Source organism: Anaerotignum faecicola (assembly GCF_003865035.1).
GTDB lineage: Bacteria > Bacillota > Clostridia > Lachnospirales > Anaerotignaceae > Anaerotignum_A > Anaerotignum_A faecicola.
In genome coordinates this window covers 280,993-301,074 of sequence record NZ_BHVZ01000002.1, presented here as the reverse complement: position 1 = coordinate 301,074, position 20,082 = coordinate 280,993, and the positions used below count along the sequence as shown (strand labels likewise).

16 protein-coding genes and 1 pseudogene are annotated in these 20,082 nt (G+C 48.4%); all 17 read left to right on the top strand.

Features of this window, described 5'->3' with window-relative positions; translation table 11 throughout:
- Window positions 1–17 precede the first annotated feature (17 nt).
- The 17 genes and pseudogenes from EJE48_RS07225 to EJE48_RS07145 all read left to right on the top strand — a co-directional run bounded on the left by EJE48_RS07225 (window position 18) and on the right by EJE48_RS07145 (window position 20,070).
- Complete coding sequence (locus EJE48_RS07225; RefSeq protein WP_118579649.1) at window positions 18–272, top strand: hypothetical protein; 255 nt, start codon at window positions 18–20, stop codon at window positions 270–272.
- Window positions 273–310: 38 nt separating this feature from the next.
- On the top strand, window positions 311–1,411 hold the full coding sequence (locus tag EJE48_RS07220; RefSeq protein ID WP_118579646.1) for an iron-containing alcohol dehydrogenase family protein: 1,101 nt from the start codon (window positions 311–313) through the stop codon (window positions 1,409–1,411).
- 77 nt (window positions 1,412–1,488) lie between these two features.
- The gene (locus EJE48_RS07215) at window positions 1,489–2,019 is read left to right on the top strand and encodes an N-acetylmuramoyl-L-alanine amidase family protein (RefSeq protein WP_118579643.1); all 531 of its coding nucleotides are present in this window, start codon (window positions 1,489–1,491) and stop codon (window positions 2,017–2,019) included.
- A 274-nt stretch (window positions 2,020–2,293) separates the two neighbouring features.
- Window positions 2,294–4,372, top strand: a complete 2,079-nt coding sequence (gene fusA / locus EJE48_RS07210; protein WP_016408295.1) for an elongation factor G — start codon at window positions 2,294–2,296, stop codon at window positions 4,370–4,372.
- A 141-nt stretch (window positions 4,373–4,513) separates the two neighbouring features.
- On the top strand, window positions 4,514–5,374 hold the full coding sequence (locus EJE48_RS07205) for an NAD(P)/FAD-dependent oxidoreductase (RefSeq protein ID WP_118579640.1): 861 nt from the start codon (window positions 4,514–4,516) through the stop codon (window positions 5,372–5,374).
- Window positions 5,375–5,620: 246 nt separating this feature from the next.
- Window positions 5,621–5,908 (top strand): co-chaperone GroES, encoded by a 288-nt coding sequence (locus tag EJE48_RS07200; RefSeq protein ID WP_118579637.1) that lies wholly within the window; start codon window positions 5,621–5,623, stop codon window positions 5,906–5,908.
- A 54-nt stretch (window positions 5,909–5,962) separates the two neighbouring features.
- Entirely contained in the window at window positions 5,963–7,585 is a 1,623-nt protein-coding gene (gene groL / locus EJE48_RS07195) for a chaperonin GroEL (protein ID WP_118579634.1), read from the top strand.
- Window positions 7,586–8,133: 548 nt separating this feature from the next.
- Window positions 8,134–8,730 (top strand): annotated as a pseudogene (gene sdaAB, locus EJE48_RS07190) (L-serine ammonia-lyase, iron-sulfur-dependent subunit beta); the annotation flags it as partial.
- 18 nt (window positions 8,731–8,748) lie between these two features.
- Window positions 8,749–9,624 carry an L-serine ammonia-lyase, iron-sulfur-dependent, subunit alpha gene (gene sdaAA, locus EJE48_RS07185; RefSeq protein ID WP_016408300.1) on the top strand — a complete coding sequence of 292 codons (876 nt, stop codon included), beginning with the start codon at window positions 8,749–8,751 and terminating at the stop codon, window positions 9,622–9,624.
- A gap of 110 nt (window positions 9,625–9,734) precedes the next feature.
- Window positions 9,735–10,973, top strand: a complete 1,239-nt coding sequence (gene sstT, locus EJE48_RS07180; RefSeq protein ID WP_118579631.1) for a serine/threonine transporter SstT — start codon at window positions 9,735–9,737, stop codon at window positions 10,971–10,973.
- 180 nt (window positions 10,974–11,153) lie between these two features.
- Window positions 11,154–11,390, top strand: coding sequence for a hypothetical protein (locus tag EJE48_RS07175; protein WP_306307898.1), 237 nt, complete (start codon window positions 11,154–11,156; stop codon window positions 11,388–11,390).
- A 138-nt stretch (window positions 11,391–11,528) separates the two neighbouring features.
- Complete coding sequence (locus EJE48_RS07170) at window positions 11,529–11,942, top strand: cell division protein ZapA (RefSeq protein ID WP_124984447.1); 414 nt, start codon at window positions 11,529–11,531, stop codon at window positions 11,940–11,942.
- A gap of 128 nt (window positions 11,943–12,070) precedes the next feature.
- Window positions 12,071–14,500 carry a U32 family peptidase gene (locus tag EJE48_RS07165; protein ID WP_124984446.1) on the top strand — a complete coding sequence of 810 codons (2,430 nt, stop codon included), beginning with the start codon at window positions 12,071–12,073 and terminating at the stop codon, window positions 14,498–14,500.
- Window positions 14,501–14,505: 5 nt separating this feature from the next.
- Window positions 14,506–15,894, top strand: coding sequence for an FtsW/RodA/SpoVE family cell cycle protein (locus tag EJE48_RS07160; RefSeq protein WP_118579622.1), 1,389 nt, complete (start codon window positions 14,506–14,508; stop codon window positions 15,892–15,894).
- Entirely contained in the window at window positions 15,887–17,287 is a 1,401-nt protein-coding gene (locus EJE48_RS07155; protein WP_118579619.1) for a peptidoglycan D,D-transpeptidase FtsI family protein, read from the top strand. The genes EJE48_RS07160 and EJE48_RS07155 overlap by 8 nt, the downstream gene beginning before the upstream one ends.
- A gap of 14 nt (window positions 17,288–17,301) precedes the next feature.
- Window positions 17,302–18,393, top strand: a complete 1,092-nt coding sequence (locus EJE48_RS07150; RefSeq protein ID WP_118579616.1) for a patatin-like phospholipase family protein — start codon at window positions 17,302–17,304, stop codon at window positions 18,391–18,393.
- 897 nt (window positions 18,394–19,290) lie between these two features.
- Window positions 19,291–20,070: an acyl-CoA dehydratase activase gene (locus EJE48_RS07145; protein WP_016408308.1), complete on the top strand. Its 780-nt coding sequence runs from the start codon at window positions 19,291–19,293 to the stop codon at window positions 20,068–20,070.
- Window positions 20,071–20,082: the final 12 nt, after the last annotated feature.

Genomic DNA, 20,082 nt, shown 5'->3' with positions numbered 1-20,082 from the left:
AAAAAGGGAGGACGGAAATGAAGCTGACATTCACAGAGGAGCAGATTGCAAACGAACTGCACAAAATTTATCTCGAAGAGGATGACCTTCTTATGGAGGGCGAATTTGTCACAGGAGAGGGCAAAAATTATATTATTACAGGCGTAGCAACGATTGAGGGTGAGCGCTATCATGAGTTTGAAATTGAATTTGAGCTGACAGAGGAGCCGGCGGAGGAAACCCTTGAGGCGATTATGCAGACTGATTGGGAATGGTACGATTTCCTTTGTTGATTATTTTTTCCGGAGAAAAGAGAAAGGATGTGGAGTGAATGGGAAACTTTCATTATTTTATGCCGACAGATTGCTATTTCGGCAGAGGCTGCGTAGCGGAGCATAAGGAGGCAATGGCGAAGCTCGGCAAAAAGGCAATGGTTGTCACGGGGAAAACCTCCGCCAAGAGAAACGGCGCACAGCAGGATATCACCGATGCACTGGACAGCCTTGACATTGCGTGGATTCTGTTTGATGAAATCGAGGAAAACCCTTCCGTAGAAACCGTAGAACGGGCGGCAAAGCTTGCCATCGCGGAGGGCGTGGAATTTTTCATCGGTATTGGCGGCGGTTCCCCGATGGATTCCTCTAAGGCGATTGCGACCATGGCGGCGCATCCCGAACAGGGGACGGATGCCCTCTGGAATGCAGAAAATAAGGCATTGCCCGTAGTAGCCGTACCCACAACCGCAGGCACAGGCTCGGAGGTAACGCAGTATGCCATCGTGACCCTGCATGCAAAAAGAACAAAATCGAGCATTGCCGCGCATATCTTTGCTACAGTGGCATTTCTCGACCCGAAATATATGGATACCCTGCCTGCAAGAACCACAAACAATACCGCTGTAGACGCGCTGACGCATCTGGTGGAAAGCTATCTTTCCGCAAAGGCAACCGCGGTCAGCAGAGAAATCGCCAAGCAGGGGCTGCTGCTTTTCAAGGAATGTATGCCTGCCCTGCGTGAAAGAGTCTATTCCCCCGAAACGAGGGATAAGCTGATGCTGATGTCCGCCCTTGGCGGCGTTGCAATCGCACAGACCATGACCTCTCTGCCCCATGGCATGGGCTATTTCCTGACCTACGAGAAGGGGCTGCCTCATGGCATGGCAAATGGCGTTCTGACGCAGGCATATCTGGAGCTGTTCCCCGCAGGGGATGAAAATGTCGCGAAGGTTCTGGAATATCTTGGCTTTGCAAGCACAGCCGAGATGGGTGCCTTTCTGGATGCCGTTCTGGAGCATAATTCCACCTACACCGAAGCAGATGTCACAAGCTATACCGACCGCTTCATGGAGCAGAAGGGCAAGCTGGCAACCTTCCCTTATCCTCTGGAAAGAGCGGATATCTACAATATGTATAAAAAAAGCCTGTTAAAATGATTTCGACTGAAGTGCCGACCCTGTCGGCACTTTTTTTATGTATTTTCATATATTGAGGGAAAAAGGGGAGAAATGCTATGCCCAGAATTTATCTCAGTCCCTCCTTGCAGGAATATAATCCCTTCTACGGCGGCGGTTCGGAGGAGGAGGTCATGAATCTGATTGCGGATGCCATGGAGCCATATCTTGCGGCGGATGGCATTGAATATCTCCGCAATGCCCCCGAAATGACACTGGGGCAGGCGATTGCCGATTCCAATAACAGCAATGTCGATTTTCACCTTGCCATCCATTCCAACGCCGCCCCTCCGCCTGTCGCAGGCACAAGGCGCGGCCCTGTGGTCTATTATTATGCCACAAGCCCTTATGGCAGACAGATGGCGGAGCTGATTGCCGATGAGCTGCGTGAGATTTATCCCGACCCATCCAAGGTGCAGGTGCTGCCGACCACAACCCTGCGTGAGCTGCGCCGGACAAATGCCCCCTCTGCATTGGTTGAGGTTGCGTATCATGATAATCCGGAGGATGCCGCGTGGATTAGGGGGAATATTGACGAAATCGGAAAAGCGTTGAGTAATGCGGTCGCTGCCTATTTCGGTTTGCGGTAAGGAGCTTGAAAATTTTTATGTAAAAAGAAAGCCATACATCTGTCCACAGAGGTGTATGGTTTTATTTTGCACAAAAACGGAACGAGAAAATGCGACTTCTTTCGGCAAAACCGTCAATACGAAATTTTTTTGGAAAAAAATAAAGGGAAATTCAAATAATGGTCGAATTTAATGTAGTGTATAGATTGTACATATTTTGTGCGCTGTATACGTTAACAAGCCCCTTGACGGACACAAATCCGTTCAAAAATAAACCTATGGGAGGGAAGATTCTATGAAAAATTATGCATCTAACAGAGTGAGAAACGTAGTTCTTTTGGGCCACAGCGGTTCCGGTAAAACCACATATTCCGAAGCAGCGTTGTATTATTCCGGTGCAACGAAGAGATTCGGCAAGGTGGAAGACGGAAACACTGTGTCCGACTATGAAGCAGAAGAAATTCGCCGTAAGGTTTCGATCAATACATCTGTAATTCCCGTTGAATGGCAGGATACAAAGATTAACTTCCTGGATACTCCCGGTTACTTTGACTTTGCAGCCGAGGTAAAGCTGGCAATGAACGTAGCAGATACAGGGCTGATTATGGTTTCCGCAAAATCCGGCGTAGAGGTCGGTACGGAAAAGGCATGGGAATACTGCGAAGAAATGCACCTGCCCCGTATCATTTTCATTAACCAGATGGATGATGAAAATGCAGACTTTGAAAAAACACTGGCTGATTTGCGTAAAAACTTCGGCAAAGCCGTTGCCCCCCTGCAAATTCCCTTTGATGATGAAAACGGCAACTTCATCGGCTTTATCAATCTGATTAAGAGAGATGCCAGAAAGAAGGTAAACGGCAAGCTGGAAAAATGCGAAATGCCGGAGGATAAAAAGGATCAGGTTGAGGTTCTGCGCTCCATGCTGATTGAGGTAGCGGCAGAATCCAGTGAAGAGCTGATGGAAAAATTCTTCAATGATGAAGAGCTGACCGAAGAGGAAATCTATGACGGTTTGCAGGTTGGTATCGCAAACCATAGCATTGCACCCGTTATGTGCGGTTCCGCAACACTGGGCTATGGCGTTAAGCTTTTGATGAATACAATCGTTCGCTTCACCCTTCCTGCAATCGAAGCAAAGGCAAACTTCCATGCCTTCCATGACGGGAAGGACGTTGTTTATTGCTCCTCCGATGACGAACGCTTCTCTGCGTATGTATTCAAAACCATTGCCGACCCCTATATCGGCCGCCTGAACCTGTTCCGCGTGATGACAGGTAAGCTGGATACTACCATGAGTGTCTATAATGAAGAAAAGGATACCGTCGAAAAGGTTGGACGTTTGTATGTTATGCGGGGGAAGGAGCAGATTGAGGTGGATGAGCTGCACTCCGGTGATATCGGCGCACTGGCAAAGCTTTCCAACACCTCTACACAGGATACCCTTTCTCTGAAGGATGCAAATATTATCATTCCCAAGATTGCGCTGCCTGGCTCCGTGCTTTGCATGGCAATCAAACCGAAGGGCAAGGGCGATGAGGATAAGCTTTCCGCAGCCCTGACAAAGATTCGTGAGGAAGACCCCACGATTAAGATGGAAGTAAACCCCGAAACCAAACAGACGCTGGTTTATGGCGTTGGCGAACAGCAGCTGGATGTTATGGTGCAGAAGCTGAAAGCAAAATATAAGATTGAGGTTGATCTGACAGACCCCATCATCCCTTACAGAGAAACCATCAAGGCAAAAGCATCCGTTCGCGGTCGTTATAAAAAGCAGTCCGGCGGTCATGGTCAGTTTGGTGACGTTGTGATGGAATTTGAGCCCAGCTATGATACCACAACACCTGTTATCTTTGAAGAAAAAATCTTCGGCGGCTCCGTTCCCAAGCAGTATTTCCCTGCGGTTGAAAAGGGCTTGCAGGAATGTGTACAGAGCGGCGTGCTGGCAGGCTATCCCGTTGTTGGTCTGAAGGCTACCCTGACAGATGGCTCCTACCATCCCGTTGACTCCTCCGAAATGGCGTTCAAGATGGCAACCTCTGTTGCATTCAAGGAAGGGATTCCACAGGCAAAGCCCGTCATTCTGGAACCCATCGAACACGTTGAGGTGCTGATTCCCGATAAATACATGGGCGACATCATGGGCGATATCACAAAACGCCGTGGGCGCATTTTGAGCATGGATGCAGTCGGCATGAAGAAGTGCATTGTTGCAGAGGTTCCTACCGCAGAAATGCACAAATACGCAACCGACCTGCGCTCCATGACACAGAGCCGTGGTGAATACAGACATCATTTTGAAAGATATGAGGAAGCACCCATGGAGGTACAGAAAAAGATTATTGAAGCACGCGCCGCTGAAAAAGAAAAATAATTTCCGAAAAGTGGCAGATGCAACAGATTTTTCTGAAATAATATGATAAAATGAACCACGAGAAGATATTTTTTCCTCTCGTGGTTTTTTATTTTGATTTTGGACGATACTTGGATAGGTCAATCGGAAGGAGGCTTTTCTATGTACGATATCGGGATTATCGGCGGCGGCCCTGCGGCGTTATCGGCGGCGGTCAGCGCAAGGCAGCGGAATAAAAGCGTTTGCATCTTCGGCAGAAGTCTGGATAGCTCTCTGCTGTTTGCGGCGGAGAAGGTTGATAATTACCTTGGTCTGCCCGATTTAAGCGGCGAGGAGCTGCTGAATCAGTTTTATGCCCACGCCAGAAAGCAGGGCGTGGAGTTTGTGGAATCGCGCATCAAGCAGATTATGCCCATGGGAGAGTATTTTGTTATCAATGCGGATAATAATTTCGTGCAGGCAAAAACGCTGATTCTGGCAACGGGCATCAATAAAAGCCGCGGCATTGCGGGCGAAACGGAGTATCTCGGCAAGGGGGTCAGCTATTGCGCGACCTGCGATGGGATGCTTTATCGCGGTAAAAATGTTGTGGTTGTGGGCGAAAATGCAGAGGGGGAGGCAGAGGCAAACTTCCTTGCGGATGTCTGCGCGCGCGTGACGTATCTGCCTTTGTATCAGCCGGTGATGTATTTAAAGGAAAACATCCATTTAAAGGAAGGAAAACCGCAGGCGGTGCTTGGCGAGAATGGCAGGGTTTCCGCGCTGGAGGTGGGGGGAGAAGCGATTCCCTGTGATGGGATTTTCTTTGCGAAAAACAGCACAGCCCCCGAAAGTTTGCTGTTTGGGCTGGAAACGGATGGCAAGAATATCGTGGTTGACCGTGCGATGAAAACGAATCTTCCCGGCGTTTTTGCGGCAGGAGACTGCACCGGTGCGCCGTATCAGATTGCGAAGGCGGTCGGCGAGGGACTGGTTGCGGCATTGAGCGCGGCGGCATATCTGGATGAAGGCAACCGAAAATAAGAGTGGACAGGTGTGGACAGATTGGACACGAAAAGGACAGCAAAAAAAGCAAAAGCGGACAGCGGAAATGGACAGAGATTGTATGTGAAGGCATACAGTCTCTTTTTTTATGAACTTTTTAAACAATTTGTGAATTTTCAAAAAGGGTCTTGAATATAACTGGATATGGTGTTAATATAGGTATTGTAAATTAGCACTCGGATTAGATGAGTGCTAACAGATAGAAAATTATAGGAGGTAATGAAAATGAAACTTGCACCATTAGGAGATAAAGTCGTATTGAAACAGGTAGAAGCACAGGAAACCACAAAATCCGGCATTGTGCTGACAAGTCAGGCGAAGGAAAAGCCGCAGGAAGCAATCGTTGTTGCTGTCGGCCCCGGCGGCATGGTTGGCGATACCAAGATTGAGATGGTAGTGAAGGAGGGCGACCATGTGCTGTATTCCAAATATGGCGCAATGGAAGTGAAATATGACGGCGAGGAATACCTGATTATGCGTCAGAATGATATTCTGGCAATCATCAAGGATTGATTTTAATTGATTTTTGAAAATAAAAATTTGAAAATTTGATTGGAGGAAAGCATTATGGCAAAAGAAATCAAATACAGCACCGATGCCAGAAACGCAATGGCGGCAGGTGTGGATAAGCTGGCAAATACAGTAAAGGTAACACTGGGGCCCAAGGGCAGAAACGTGGTTCTGGACAGAAAATTCACTTCTCCCCTGATTACAAACGACGGCGTTACAATTGCAAAGGATATTGAGCTGGAGGACCCTTATGAAAACATGGGCGCACAGCTGGTAAAAGAGGTTGCGACACAGACAAATGATGTTGCCGGCGACGGTACTACAACAGCGACCGTTCTGGCACAGGCAATGATTCAGGAGGGTCTGAAGAATATTGCGGCAGGCGCAAACCCCATTATTCTCAGACGCGGGATGCAGAAGGCAACGGAAGCAGCTGTTGCAGAAATCAAGGGAATGAGCCAGTCCGTTACCACAAGCAAGCACATTGCAAACGTAGCGGCAATCTCCGCAGGGGATGAGGAAGTCGGCAAGATGATTGCGGAAGCAATGGATAAGGTTACAAATGACGGCGTTATTACCATTGAGGAATCCAAGACCATGAAAACAGAGCTGGCTCTGGTAGAAGGGATGCAGTTCGACAGAGGGTATCTTTCCGCATACATGTCTACGGATATGGATAAGATGGTAGCGGTTCTGGAGGAGCCTCTGATTCTGATTACAGATAAGAAAATTTCCAATATTCAGGAAATCCTGCCGATTCTGGAGCAGGTAATGCAGACAGGCAGAAAGCTGCTTTTGATTGCAGAGGACGTAGAAAGCGAGGTTCTGGCAACTCTGGTTGTGAACAAGCTGCGTAATGTATTCACCTGCGTTGCGGTAAAGGCACCCGGCTACGGCGAAAGAAGAAAAGCACAGCTGGCAGATATCGCGGCACTGACAGGCGGTCAGGTTATCTCCGAGGAGGTTGGCATTTCCCTGCAGGATGCAACCTTGGATATGTTGGGTACCGCGAAAACGGTTCGTGTGGAAAAGGAAGCAACCATCATCGCAGACGGTGCGGGTGACAAGGCTGCCATCGAAGCGCGTATCGCACAGATCAAAAAGGGCATGGAAGAAACAGATTCCGCATTTGATAAGGAAAAATATCAGGAAAGACTGGCAAAGCTTTCCGGCGGCGTAGCTGTGATCAAGGTTGGTGCGGCAACAGAAACAGAAATGAAGGAAAAGAAGCTGCGTATGGAGGATGCACTGGCGGCAACAAAGGCAGCAGTGGAGGAAGGTATTGTAGCCGGCGGCGGTACTGCTCTGGTTCATGCCATGGATAAGGTAAAAGCAGCCTGCGCAGAGCTGGCAGGGGATGAAAAAACAGGTGCGGATATCGTCATCAAGGCACTGGAAGCACCTCTGCGTCAGATTGTTGCAAATGCAGGTCTGGAAGGGTCTGTGATTGTAAACAAGGTAAAAGAGATGAATGACAGCATGGGCTTCAACGCGCTGACAGAGGAATATGTGGAAATGGTTGAGGCAGGTATCCTTGACCCTGCAAAGGTAACAAGAAGTGCATTGCAGAATGCAACCAGCGTTGCTTCCACCTTCCTGACAACAGAAGCGGTTGTTGCGGAGCTGCCTGCGAAAAACGCACCCGCAATGTCTGATCCCGGCATGAACGGATACATGTAATGCATTAAGTCGAAAGCAGACTTCGCCCCACTCTAAAAGGTGCGCCCAAATAAGAAAACTTGAATTCTGAAATGCTGAAAGCTACGGCTACTGCGTCAGTTCCCCTTGACAGCCTAAGTCAAAGGATGCCTGCGGGAAACTTCCTTGTATCCGCAGGCTTTTAGCTATTTCATTTTCTTCATGTTTTCTTATTGGGACACACCTAAGAGTGGGGCTTTTTTCTTGTAATTTTTCGTTTTTATGGAAAAGAAATTCAAAAATTTTTGAAATTTTGTGGAAAATCACACGGGTGTATTTGTGGAACGGACAAATATCCGAGAATAAGAAAAAAATGTCTTTCTACAAGGAACTTTTTTATGGATACCTATTGACTTTGTTGAATTTAATCATATATAATTGGGAAGGTCGATAAATTATGCGGTTTTTGTCAAAAATACTTGGGTTATCGACAGAAAATTGAAATAAGGTTAGGAGGGATTTTAGTGTTACAGGTATTTGATATCATCGGACCTATTATGATTGGCCCTTCCAGTTCTCATACAGCAGGTGCAGTGCGTATCGGGAAATATGCCCGTTCTGTTCTGGGCAAGAAGCCCGTGAAGGCTGTGATTCAGTTCAGCGGCTCCTTTGCCAAGACCTATAAGGGTCACGGTACGGATAAGGCTGTGATTGCAGGGATTCTGGGGATGGACACAGACGATGCCCGTATCCGCAGCAGCATGCAGATTGCGACAGAGGAAGGTCTGGATTTTACCTTTATCGAAGAAGATATTGACGGCGCACACCCCAATACGGCGGAAATTACGCTGACAGATGAAGCAGGAAGAACCGCGCTGATTCGCGGTGCATCCATCGGCGGCGGCAATATTATTATCAATAAAATCAATGATACAGAGGTATCGATTTCCGGTAAATCCGATACATTGGTGATTCCCCATGATGACGTTCCCGGTATGATTGCCGTGGTAACAAACATTCTGGCAGACAAGGGTGTTAACATACATGGGTTCTCTCTGGGCAGAGACCATAAGGGCGGTACAGCTGTTATGACAATCGAGATTGACGGTCATGTGGACGAGTCTATCAATGATGCAATCATGGAATGTCCCCATATTCACGCATCTACGATTCTGAAAGCAATTTAAGAAGGAGAGGCGGAGAACTTGTTAAAATATGATTCTATTGCCGAATTGGTAAACGAAGCGGAAAAGAGAGGCTTGAAGCTTTCTGAGCTGGTTCTGAAAACACAGGCGGCAATGACGGAAAAGACAGAAGAAGAAATGTTCGCAACCATGGAGCGATCCCTGCAGGTCATGAAGGAATCCGTACAGGATGGGTTGGATAAGGACAAGCGTTCTGCCAGCGGATTGACAGGCGGCGATGCCTACAAGCTGAATGAAGCATTGAAGGCAGGCAAGAATATTGCAGGTCATTTCTTCGGCAATGCAATGATGAAAGCGGTTGCGGTTGCACAGACAAACGCCTGCATGGGCAGAATCGTAGCATCCCCGACAGCGGGCAGCTGCGGTATTCTTCCTTCTGCACTGCTGACATTGCAGGAGGAAAAAAATATTTCGGATAAGGATCTGGTTATGGCACTGTTTACTGCATCTGCAGTTGGTATCGTGATTGCAACGAATGCCAGCGTGGCAGGGGCGGCAGGCGGCTGTCAGGCGGAATGCGGCGCGGCAAGCGCAATGGCGGCGGCGGCAATGGTAGAGCTTTGCGGCGGCACACCCAAGCAGTGCGAGCACGCTTGTGCAATCGCGCTGAAAAATATTCTCGGTCTGGTTTGCGACCCTGTTGCAGGTCTGGTTGAGATTCCCTGTATCAAAAGAAATGCCGGCGGCGTAGGCAATGCGCTGGTAGCGGCTGAGCTGGCACTGGCAGGCGTGGAAAGTCATATTCCTGCGGATGAGGTAATTGTAGCGATGAAGAAAATCGGTGATACAATGTCCTCTACGCTGAAGGAAACCGCAGAAGGCGGTCTGGCTGTGACACCGACAGGGAAAAAGCTTTGCGAAAAGGTATTTGGTTGATGCAAAAGGCAAACCTCAATACTTTTCATATTTAGTTTTCGTACAAACCGTAGAAACAAGCAATTATACAAACATTTATCAAATCAATCATTTAATAGGAGAAGGTCAAAATGAGTATTATTCAGAAATGGAATAGCATTTCCTTAGTAAAACGTATCGTTTGTGGTCTGATCATTGGTGCAATCCTTGGTCTGCTGATTCCACAAGTAAAAGTTATCGGTGTTCTGGGTACCCTGTTCGTTGGTGCTCTGAAGGCTGTAGCACCTATTCTGGTATTCTTCCTGGTTATCGCAGCTCTGGCTTGCGGTCAGGAGGGCGGCGGCAGAACAATGGGCCGTGTAGTTGCACTGTACCTGATTGGTACATTCGCAGCGGCTGTTGTTGCTGTATTGGCTTGCCACTTCATCCACATCGTTCTGCCTCTGGGCAACGCTGCTTCCACAGATGGCTACACAGCAGCAGGCGGCATTGGTGAAGTATTCTCCAATCTGCTGAACAACATTGTTTCCAACCCCATCGGTTCCATGGTAAACGCAAACTACCTGGGTATTCTGTTCTGGGCTGTTATCTTTGGTCTGGCACTGAAAAAAGCAAGTGACACAACAAAGAAAGCACTGAACGATTTCTCCGAAGCAGTTACAGCAGCAGTTAGAGCAGTAATCTCCTGCGCTCCCTTCGGTATCCTGGGTCTGGTATTCACAACAGTATCCGAAAACGGTCTGGGTATCTTCACAGAATACGGTAAGGTTCTGGCAGTTCTGGTTGGCTGCATGGCTTTCGTAGCTCTGATTCTGAACCCCATCATCGTATGGACACAGATCAAATCCAACCCTTATCCTCTGGTATTCAAATGCCTGAAGGATTCCTTTATCACAGCATTCTTCACAAGATCTTCCGCAGCGAATATCCCTGTTAACATGACTCTGTGTGAAGAACTGGGTCTGGATGAAGATAACTACTCCATCTCTATCCCTCTGGGTGCAACCATCAACATGGGCGGTGCTGCAATCACAATCACAGTTATGACACTGGCTTGCGTAAACACACTGGGCATGGAAGTTCCCCTTGCAATGAAGGTTCTGCTGTCCTTCGTAGCAGCTATCTCCGCTTGCGGTGCTTCCGGTGTTGCAGGTGGTTCCCTGCTGCTGATTCCTCTGGCTTGCTCTCTGTTTGGTATCCCCAACGATGTAGCAATGCAGGTTGTAGGTGTTGGCTTCATCATCGGCGTAATTCAGGACTCCTGCGAAACAGGTCTGAACTCTTCTACAGACGCACTGTTCACAGCTGCTGCTGACTTCCACGATATGAAGAAAGCAGGCAAGGACATCTGGGCTTGGAGAAAGAAATAATTTTCAAAGGGAATTTAAGCAACAAAATTTTATAAAAAAATACGGTTGGTACGAGCCCCCGTCGCTTACGCGACGGGGTTTTCTTTTGCAGGAAGGGCTTAAAGAAAATTTAATATTTTCCCAGTTGTAATCTATGATTTTTTTGCTATAATTGACTTGAAAACACAGTTGGAACAGCTTGTGGACGAAATTGAGGTGGAAAGTATGCTGTGGATGTTTTTATTTATCATTTGTATGATTGGAGTATTCGGGAAGCTGCTGCTTTTCGGGATACAAATGGCTTGGGGAATCTCCAAATTTTTACTGACGATTGTAATATTGCCGCTGATTTTAATTGGTATGGTGGTAGGAGGCTTGCTTTATATCGCATTCCCGATTCTGATTGTGATTGGGATTATCACACTGCTTTGTAGGTAAGAATAGAGGCGTTCATCGAAGGATGGACGCCTTTTCTGTCGAGGGGTTTCGGAAGAAAGGTATTCCTTCTAAATTGCATTTGTGGTATACTTACAGATAAGTATGTAATTATGAAAAAGAGGAGAGGGAGTGCAGTTCATGAAAAACAGAGTGAAGATTTCCATTGACGGAAAAAGCTTTACGCTGGTTGGCGAGGAATCGGAGGAACATATCCGCAGTGTGGCGGCTTATATTGATGAGAAAATGACGGAAGTCCGTGAAAAGGCCGTTGCTGTTACGTTGGATTCCAGCCTTGCTTATGTGCTGACCTCTGTGAATGTGGCAGATGATTACTTCAAGGAAAAGGCGTATACTGCTGAGCTGGAGGGCAGACTCATCGGCATGACGGCGCGCGTGCAGGAATTGACGCATAAGCTGGAGGAAGCGGAAAAGGCGAGAGAGAATGCGGAAAACAAGCTGGATGAATATATTCTGGCGATGGAGGACAACGGCAGCACGCAGATGCACCAGACATACCATTCCGCAGGAAAAAATAAAAAAGGAAAGAAATAACCATAAAAATTAACGAAAAAAAGAAAGAAATAACGAAAAGCAGCATGCCGATGAAGCATTTGAGAGAATTTCATAGGTTTGCTCTTTTCTTTTACAACGGGTTTGCATGAGAGAGAAAGGAGACTATTATGTCTGGAGTGAATCGACCGGAGCTGCTTTCCCCTGCGGGTTCCATGGAGAGCCTGAAGGCGGCAGTGAACGGCGGCTGTGATGCGGTCTATCTGGGTGGCAAGCAGTTCAGCGCAAGGCAGTATGCGGGAAATTTTGATTTGAAGGAATTGGAGGATGCCTGTGATTATTGCCATCTGCGCGGCGTAAAGGTGTATGTAACGGTAAATACGGTATATAAGGATGAGGAGCTGGCAGGGTTTTTGACCTACATCAGGAGCCTGTACGAAATGGGCGTGGATGCGCTCATTATGCAGGATACAGGCGCGGAAAGACTGGTAAAGGCGCATTTTCCTGATTTTCCCCTGCATGCAAGCACGCAGATGACCTGCAATTCCTTGGCGGATGTGAAATACTGGGAAGGCCGTGGGTTTGATAAAATCGTGCTGAGCAGAGAGCTTTCTCTGGAGGAAATCAGGCATATTACGGAAAACACCGAAGCGGAAATCGAAACCTTTGTGCATGGGGCGCTTTGTGTTTGCTATTCGGGGCAGTGCATTATGAGCAGCATGCTGGGCGGCAGAAGCGGCAACCGCGGACGCTGCGCGCAGACCTGCCGGTTGCCCTATACGTTGTATAAGGGCTATGACAGCATGGCGGAGGGGTATCTGCTTTCCCCGAAGGACGTGATGACGGTGGAAATTTTGCCGCAGCTGATTGAGGCAGGAATTGCATCGCTGAAAATTGAGGGCAGAATGAAAAGCCCTGAATATGTGGCAGGGGTAACGCGGATTTACCGCAAATATATTGACCTGTATTTTGAAAATCCGGAGGAATACAAGGTAGATCCCGCGGATATCAAGGCGCTGCAGCAGCTGTTTAACCGTGGCGGCTTTACGGAGGGATATTACACCTCCTTTGCCGGATGGGAGATGATGAGCATTGAACGCCCGAAATCGTGGGGGCTGAAGGTCGGCATTGTGGACAAGTATCTGCCGAAATATAAGAAGGTGACGATTCGCACGAGAGAGCCCTTGGTTCCCGGAGATGGTCTGGAAATTTGGACGCAGACAGAGCCGCACGTTGGGACAAATGTTTCCAAGCACTCCAAGGCGGGCGAGGTGATTACGATTACCCTTGAGGGGGATATCAACAAAAATGATGTGGTTTACCGCACCTTTGGGAAGGCATTGCAGGATGAGCTGAAAAAGACCTACGAAAAGGATACACGCAAGCTGCCGATTTACGGGATGCTGCGCGTGAAGGAGGGCGAACCGATTTCCTTACAGCTTTGGGATAACGGCGGCAACAGCGTTTTTGTCAGCGGCAGTATCGTAGAGCCGGCAGGCAGCTCGCCTATGCTCCCGATGAAGCTGCGGGAAAACATCAGCAAGATGGGCGCAACCCCCTTTGTTCTGGCGGATTTGCAGACCGATATCGACCGATATATTTATGTGAATATCAGCGAGGTGAACCGTGTGCGGCGTGCGGCGTGCGAGGCACTGGAGGCGGCGATTCTGAAAAAATCCAAGCGGAAGGCGAAGGATGACGCGGTGTATGCGAAACCGGAGAAGCAGCCGATGCAGCTGCGGAAAAAGCTGACAGCGGTTGTGACGAACATGGGGCAACTGGATGCCGTTTTGCAGGCGAGAGGCATTTGCAGGGTGTATTATGAAGCGGCGGCGGATTTGGAGAAAAATCTGGACAAGATTCTGGCAAAATGCCGCAAGGCAGGCGTGACGCTTTATGCCGCACTGCCGAGAGTGGCAAGAGAATGGAACGCGGAAGCAGAACAGCCGATGATTGACAGGCTGATTGCGAGTGAGATTGACGGCTTTCTGGTGCGTGCCGCAGGGCAGTTTGCACAGGTGCAGAAAAGCGGCAAGAAAATTGTTGTTGATTACAATCTGAATGCGATGAACCGGCAGACGGTGGAATACTGGAAGGAGCAGGGGGCGGACAATGTCTGTCTTTCTGTGGAGGCGAATTTGCAGGAAATTAACCGCATGGGGGACAAGGACTGCGAAATGGTGGTTTACGGCTATCTGCCGTTGATGAAAACACAGCAATGTCCCATCGGGAATTATGTGGGCGGCAAGGACGGACATAAATTCTGTACGGAGCGCAGCAATGAGGATTTGTATTTCCTCAGAGACAGAAAGGGCGTGAAATTCCCTCTGATGACGGACTGCGAGAGATGCGTCTGCACGATTCTGAACGGCAAGCCTTTGTTTACGCTGAAATTTTATGATGAAATTCTGGAAAGCACAACGGGTCTGGTGCGTCTGGACTTTACAAAGGAGGGCCCCGGCAGGGCAGAGCGGATTGCGAAGGCATACGGGGAAATGACGGCGGATGCGGAGCGGATGAGCCCCGCGACACGCAATCTTTTGGGAGAAATGAGCGAAAAGGGCAGCACGAAGGGACATTTCTTCCGCGGAGTGGAGTGATGTAAATGTTTGATTTAATCATAATGCTGAGCAGATACCTGTTCATTTTCTATATCGTTTTGTTCCTGTGGCAGGGCATTGTTTATGTTGCCTATGAGCAGGGAGGCTTTCTGGGGAACCCCTATACGGCGGTTTCCATGCAGAGACGGATTACGGTATTGATGCACATGACGGCGTTTCTGATTCTGGGATACAACAGGGAAACATATATGTTTGATATTACGACGCTGCTATTTGGGGCGGTTTCGTTGGTTTTTCTGCTGTTTGCGGTGAAGCTTCTGGACAGGTTTTATTACGAGGGCTGTCCGCTCATCTGGACGGGGATGCTGTTTCTGATGGATGTGAGCTTGATTATTTTACAGAGGGTGGAGCCTTCTCTGGCACACAGACAGCTGATGTGGATGTGCATTGGGCTGGCAGGGATGTCTTTTCTGCCGACCTTCTTCCGGTGGATTCCAAGATTTGAAATGTTTGAATGGGTGTATATCATCGGGTGCTATCTGCTGCTGCTTTCGACAAGGTTTTTCGGCGTGTCAAAATACGGCTCTACCAACTGGCTTGCCATTGGTCCGGTTACCTTTCAGCCCTCGGAGATTGCAAAGTTTCTGTTTGTATTCTACCTTGCGAGTGTATTCCGCAAGAGGGTGGAATGGAAGCAATTTTTGACAACGGGGATTTTGAGCGCAGGACTGGTGATGCTGTTGGTTTTGCAGAAGGACTTAGGCAGTGCGCTTATCTTTTTTATGACATACATGGTGATGCTGTATATTGCGACCTCGAATGAATTTCTGTTCTTTCTGGGGATGGGTGCGGCAAGCGTGGCGGCAATGGGGGCGTATAAGCTGTTTTCTCATGTGCAGGTGCGTGTGGCGGCATGGCGCAACCCCTGGGCGGATATTGATGCAGGGGGATATCAGATTGTCAGCTCTCTGTTTGCCATTACGACATGGGGGCTGTTCGGCAGCGGCTTGACGAAGGGGATGCCGAAAAGTATTCCCGTTGTGGAAAGTGATATGATTTTCTCGGCAATCTGCGAGGAATTCGGCGTGATTTTCGGTGCGGGCGTGATTGGGATTTTCATTATGCTGCTGTACCGCGGGGTGCGTATTGCACTGGACTGCAACAGAAGATATTACAGTATTCTGGCGGCAGGGGTGACCACGCTGATTTCGTTTCAGGCGTTTGTGATTCTGGGAGGCGTGATGAAGCTGATTCCCCTGACGGGGGTAACACTGCCGTTTGTCAGCTACGGCGGCAGCTCGGTTCTGGTCAGCCTGATGATGATTGGGCTTTTGCAGTGGGTATGCGTATATTGCGAGCAGCGCGCCCAGCAGGAGCAGGAGGAGCAGCGGATGATGGAGGAAATGCAGATGGGAGGCGGCAGATATGAGTAATATGAAGCGAAGCATGCGCCGCGTATTCTGGCTGCTGGCGTTATGCTTTTTCCTGCTATTGGGCTATCTGGGGAAGCTGGTTTTTGTAGACAGAGAGGAAATTTCCGGCAACGCCTACAACAGCCGTCTGCGGTATGTGGATGAAACCATCAAGCGTGGAGACATTCTGGACAGAGAGGGCGAGGTCATCGCGACCAGCACAAGGCAGGAGGACGGTACCTACAAGAGAGAATATCCGCGCGGACGGATGGCGGCACATATTACAGGCTACAGCAGTGTCGGGAAAACCGGCGTTGAGGCAGCAGAAAACTTTGAGCTGATGAAGCTGCATAATGAATTATTTCAGCGCGTGAGCAGTGTGGTGCGGAAAACGGAGCTGCAGGGCAACAGCGTTGCTTTGACCATGGATATGGATATTCAGACAACGGCAGGCAATCTTCTGGGGAGCGCTAAGGGCGCGATTGTTGTGATGGAGCCTTCGACGGGGCGGATTCTTGCCTTGCAGGCGTATCCCGACTTTGACCCGAATACCGTGGAGGCGCAATGGGATACACTGAAGGAGGATGCGGACAGTCCACTGGTGAACCGTGCGACGCAGGGGCTTTATCCGCCCGGCTCGACATTTAAGACCGTAACGGCTTTGGCAGGGATGGAGTATCTTTCCGATTGGCAGAGCTTTCAGGTGGAATGTACGGGGGAAAGAGTTTTTCAGGATAAGGTGATTCATTGCTACAATAATAAGGTGCATGGCACGGTGGATATGAAAAGTGCGCTTGCCTACTCATGCAACTGCTATTTTGCGGCACTGGCGGATGAAATCGGTGCGGGCAAGCTGGCGAAGACCATGCGACAGGTTGGCATGGATGCAGACAGCCGCTTTGAACTGGAAACAAGCCGAAACAGCATTTATCTGGCGAAGGGTGCCACGGAAAGCGAACTGGTGGAAACCGCAATCGGGCAGGGCAGAACGGGAGTTACGCCCCTGTATATGGCAATGCTTGCCTCTGCCTTTGCGAATGACGGCATGATGATGCGGCCATATATTGTAGACCATGTGGTTTATCCGGATGGGACGGAAACAAAAAACACCGTTCCTGAAAAGCTGACGGAAATCTGCACGGCTGCGGAAGCGGCAACCATCAGGGATATGATGGTTGGGGTTGTTTCCGGCGGCACGGGTACGGCTGCGGCAATCAATGGCGTGACGGTTGCCGGCAAAACGGGTACGGCGGAAAATGCCACAGGCTATGACCATAGCTGGTTTATCGGCTTTGCGCCTGCGGAGAATCCGAAGGTTGCGGTTGCGGTTGTGATTGAAAATGCCAATTACGGCAGTGCAACGCCGATTGCAGGCAAGGTGATGCAGGCGGCTCTGGCGGAACTGGAAAAATAAGCTGAGGTGACGAAATGAAGCTGCGATTGGATACATCGAAGACATACGCCATTGCCTTGGAGGGCGGCGGCGCGAAGGGTGCGTATGAGGTCGGTGTCTGGAGGGCATTGGACGAGGCCGGTGTGCGCTTTGATGCGGTGGCAGGCACCTCTGTCGGCGCACTGAACGGGGCGATGATGGTGATGGGAGAACTGGAGCAGGCGCTGCGGCTCTGGGAAAACATTCGCTTTTCGCAGGTATTTGATGCGGATGATGTGCAGCTGAAGAAGCTTTATGACCATAAGCTTTCGGAGGTGGATTTCCGGACGCTTTTCAAGGATGCGATGGAAGCCATCCACGAGGGCGGTCTGGATATTGAACCGCTTCGGAGGCTGATTGCGGAATGGGTGGATGAAGAAAAAATCAGAAGCTCGCCGAAAAAGCTGTTTCTTGTGACATATTCTCTGACGGACAAAAGGGAACTGGACATTGATGCGGACGAGCTGGAGGAAGGCAAGCTGCGGGATATGCTGCTGGCGAGTGCGTATGTGCCGCTATTTCAGCGGAAAAAGCTGGACGGTAAGGATTATGTAGACGGGAGTGTGCATAATCTTGTGCCAATCAGCAGCTTACTGGAACGCGGCTATCGGGATATTATCGTGATTCGGATTTTCGGCGTGGGCTTTGAAAAACGGACGCGGATTCCCGAAGATGCGAATATCATTACAGTTGCGCCGAGAGAAAGACTTGGCGGCGTATTGCAGTTTGATGCGGCGCAGAGCAGAAGGCTATTGCAGCTAGGATATTTCGACGGACTGCGGATGCTATATGGTCTGGCAGGGGAGAAATATTACATCGACAGGCAATGGAGCGAAACAGAGGCGTATTTTGCGCTGCAGGAGCTGTGCAGACTTTTTATAAAGGAAGAAACACCTTCCCTGCGGGAGATGAATGAAACGATTCTGCCTAAGCTGGCGAAGCATTTAAAGGTGAAGGACGGGGGATATTATGACCTGCTGACGGCACTTCTGGAAAGGCTGGCGGAGCGGCAGGGGATTTCGCCGTTTCGGGTGCGGACGGAGGAAATGCTTCTGCTTGAGATTGCGGCGAAAATGAAGAAAAAATAGGAAATATAACTATGAAGGAAATTCTTTTCTGAAATATTTAAAATACGAAGTGATTTCTTTTTTCGGAAAAGATTTTCCGGATACAGTGATAAGTTATAGAAGGAAATTCTTTTCTGAAATATTTAAAATACGAAGTGTTTTTCCTTTTTCAGAAAAGATTTTCCGAATATAATAGAAGAAACTCATAGAAATGAAAGAAAGGGCTTTTCGCTCCAAAAGGGGCGGAGGGCCTTTTTTATGCAGAAAACAACGGAAAACACAGAAAATACTTAAAAAAGAGAAAGGAAAAAAGGATAACTTTTCTGCAAAGAAAACGGACAGGCAAACATACTAATAAATATTTTTGCATATAATTTAACAATATAGGGGGTTCGGGCAGGCGTTTTAAAACCCTGTAGAACCGGTAGGAATAAAAATCCCCCTTTTTTAGTAGGGTACGAAAGAAAGAAATACCGACAAAGAGATGGGAATTGTCGGCGGTTTTTCATTTGGAGATAGTCATTTTGTGCAAAAATCGACACTTTTTTTCAAAAAAACATGGGAATTAGATAGCATACTAAGTATCCTGTATACAAAAAAACGAATTTTCTGCATTTTTCTTCTTTTTTTGCAGGATTTTCTAAAATAAAAACAATTTTTTAACAATTTCTATTGAAATACGGAAACAATGATGTTATAATCTAAACAAATACAAGAGGCGGATATAGCCTAGGGTATTTGGAATGATTAAAAACTTATATTCACGATATTCAAGAATAGAAAGGATATAGGTTTTTTCTAATGTCATCCGATGTGCAGCCTGTCTTTTAGGGAATACGGGGACGACGGGCGGCACCAAACGTTTCATGATTGTTTTATCGCATGGTTAAAATATAGAAACAGAGGAGGTAAAACAAGATGTACACAATGGGTGTTGACATCGGCTCCGCATCTTCAAAGGCAGTTATTTTGAAGGACGGGAAGGATGTTCTTGCTGCAGAGGTTGTACAGGTAGGTACAGGCTCTACAGGTCCCAAGAAGGCTATGGAAATGGCCTTTGAAAAAAGCGGTGTGAAGGAGGAGGAAATCGACTTCATCATTGCGACAGGCTATGGCAGATTTTCCTTGGAGGATGCGGATAAGCAGATGTCCGAAATCAGCTGCCATGCAAAAGGTATTTACCATTTGGTACCCACTGCACGTACCATCATTGATATCGGCGGTCAGGATGCGAAAGCGATCCGACTGGATAACAAGGGTGGTATTAAGCAGTTTTTTATGAATGATAAATGCGCAGCAGGTACAGGTCGTTTCATCGAGGTTATGGCCAGAGTATTGGAAACAACGCTGGATGAAATGGCAACACTGGACGAACAGGCAGAGGATACCGCACCAATCAGCAGTACTTGCACTGTATTCGCTGAATCCGAGGTTATTTCTCAGCTCTCCAAAGGCACTGACAGAAAGAGCATTGCCAGAGGGGTTCACATGTCCGTAGCTAGCAGAGCGTGCGGCCTTGCATACAGAGCGGGTCTGGAAAAGGACATTGTCTTTACAGGCGGCGTTGCAAAAAATGCAGGCGTAGTAAGAGCGGTCTCTAGCGTATTGAAAACAGATGTAATTGTGGCGCCCAATCCACAAACAACAGGCGCGCTCGGTGCGGCACTTTTCGCATACGAAGCGGCAACAAAAAAATAATAAGAAAGAGGG

What these genes read in the sequence shown, in the direction of transcription:
- EJE48_RS07145 (WP_016408308.1), top strand. Translation starts at nt 19,291, where the DNA reads ATGTACACAATGGGTGTTGACATCGGCTCCGCATCTTCAAAGGCAGTT.
- EJE48_RS07170 (WP_124984447.1), top strand. Translation starts at nt 11,529, where the DNA reads ATGAAAAACAGAGTGAAGATTTCCATTGACGGAAAAAGCTTTACGCTG.
- EJE48_RS07220 (WP_118579646.1), top strand. Translation starts at nt 311, where the DNA reads ATGGGAAACTTTCATTATTTTATGCCGACAGATTGCTATTTCGGCAGA.
- fusA (WP_016408295.1), top strand. Translation starts at nt 2,294, where the DNA reads ATGAAAAATTATGCATCTAACAGAGTGAGAAACGTAGTTCTTTTGGGC.
- EJE48_RS07150 (WP_118579616.1), top strand. Translation starts at nt 17,302, where the DNA reads ATGAAGCTGCGATTGGATACATCGAAGACATACGCCATTGCCTTGGAG.
- EJE48_RS07160 (WP_118579622.1), top strand. Translation starts at nt 14,506, where the DNA reads ATGTTTGATTTAATCATAATGCTGAGCAGATACCTGTTCATTTTCTAT.
- EJE48_RS07200 (WP_118579637.1), top strand. Translation starts at nt 5,621, where the DNA reads ATGAAACTTGCACCATTAGGAGATAAAGTCGTATTGAAACAGGTAGAA.
- EJE48_RS07165 (WP_124984446.1), top strand. Translation starts at nt 12,071, where the DNA reads ATGTCTGGAGTGAATCGACCGGAGCTGCTTTCCCCTGCGGGTTCCATG.
- EJE48_RS07155 (WP_118579619.1), top strand. Translation starts at nt 15,887, where the DNA reads ATGAGTAATATGAAGCGAAGCATGCGCCGCGTATTCTGGCTGCTGGCG.
- EJE48_RS07225 (WP_118579649.1), top strand. Translation starts at nt 18, where the DNA reads ATGAAGCTGACATTCACAGAGGAGCAGATTGCAAACGAACTGCACAAA.
- EJE48_RS07215 (WP_118579643.1), top strand. Translation starts at nt 1,489, where the DNA reads ATGCCCAGAATTTATCTCAGTCCCTCCTTGCAGGAATATAATCCCTTC.
- groL (WP_118579634.1), top strand. Translation starts at nt 5,963, where the DNA reads ATGGCAAAAGAAATCAAATACAGCACCGATGCCAGAAACGCAATGGCG.
- sstT (WP_118579631.1), top strand. Translation starts at nt 9,735, where the DNA reads ATGAGTATTATTCAGAAATGGAATAGCATTTCCTTAGTAAAACGTATC.
- EJE48_RS07205 (WP_118579640.1), top strand. Translation starts at nt 4,514, where the DNA reads ATGTACGATATCGGGATTATCGGCGGCGGCCCTGCGGCGTTATCGGCG.